Annotated in this window: 2 protein-coding genes; both read right to left on the bottom strand. The window is 56.9% G+C overall.

What is annotated here, in order from left to right; all coding sequences use genetic code 11:
* Positions 1-19: 19 nt before the first annotated feature.
* On the bottom strand, positions 20-340 hold the full coding sequence (locus ABD892_RS02705; protein WP_345193586.1) for a hypothetical protein: 321 nt from the start codon (positions 338-340) through the stop codon (positions 20-22).
* On the bottom strand, positions 337-1,152 hold an 816-nt coding region (locus ABD892_RS02700), incomplete at its 5' end, for a recombinase family protein (RefSeq protein WP_345193584.1). The genes ABD892_RS02700 and ABD892_RS02705, both read right to left, overlap by 4 nt.

The following is a 1,152-nucleotide window of genomic DNA, read 5'->3' as shown; positions in this document are numbered from 1 at the left end:
GCTTAATCCCGACAGATCTTCAGCTGATCAACTTAAGAAAGCGGCTTGAGTTGGGGCGACAACTATGTTGACAAACACCGCCTTCCTTTATGGCAATCTCCTTGATACTGGTTGCCGGACCGGTTTCCAACCGCCGCATCCATATGTGGGCGCATACAAGGGCGTCACGGAGCGCAGGTGACGGGTGTTCTTTCGGCGGTGTCAGGGGTTGGCCCGACGGGTCGGTAATGCAGGTCTGGTTACCCCTGCGATGTAGCCGGATAGGAATCCGGATTTCCAGCTTTTGCCCGTCCTCGCTGAGGGTGACAGTGTCAGGCCCCGTGACGGTTATTCTTTTCATGCGCGTTCCTCCGGCATTTGTGCGCCCAGTTCCATCAGGGCGGGTGTTTTAAACGTCATGGTAATGGTTTGATCTTCAAGCGTTATTTTGTCCAACAGCTGGTGGACCAGCAGGCGTTGTTCATTAGGGTAGAGCTCTGGCCAGAGGGCGCTGAGATCTGTCAGCGCCTCGCGGATGGTTGCTATCTGTTGGGTATCCGGTGTCGTATCAAGACACTGGGCCACCCGCGAGATCACTGACGGGGTTGCCAGCAGCTTTCCGACACGATCGATCACGGCCGCTTCTATTTCCTGCGCGGGTATTGGCGGCAGGGCCATGGACGCATAATTTTCCTTCACCCCCTTGCTGCTGACGTAGTAGCGATATTGCTTGCCCCGACGGCGAGTGCTGCTGGGAACCAACGCCAGCCCGTCAGGGCCGATAATGAGTCCCTGCAAAAACGCCGGTGAGTTCTTCCAGAACGACTGTTTGCGTCGTTGCTCTCCGTTGATATCGAAGACGGCTTGCACCCGGTTCCAGAGGTCTTCCCCGACAATGGCCTTGTGTTCCCCCGGATACCACTTGCCCCGTTTCTTGTCGCTGATTTCGCCGCGGTACAGGCGGTTTCTTAGCAGCCGGTAGAGGACCGCCCGGTTCCAGCGTTTGCCGCCCTGGGTCAACACACCGTCCCGATAGACGGCCTTGGTTCGAAGCCCCTGGCGGTTGGCCATACGACAGGTTTCCGATAGGGAGTGGTTTTCGGCGAACAGCTCAAACAGGAACCTGACCTGGTTGGCCTCGTCCTTGTTGATCACCAGTTTTCTGTTCTTGAC

It is taken from the genome of Kistimonas scapharcae (assembly GCF_039540975.1).
In the GTDB taxonomy this organism is placed as follows: Bacteria; Pseudomonadota; Gammaproteobacteria; order Pseudomonadales; family Endozoicomonadaceae; genus Kistimonas; species Kistimonas scapharcae.
The sequence above is the reverse complement of the archived record's forward strand: the minus strand, read 5'-3'. Positions and strand labels throughout refer to the sequence as shown.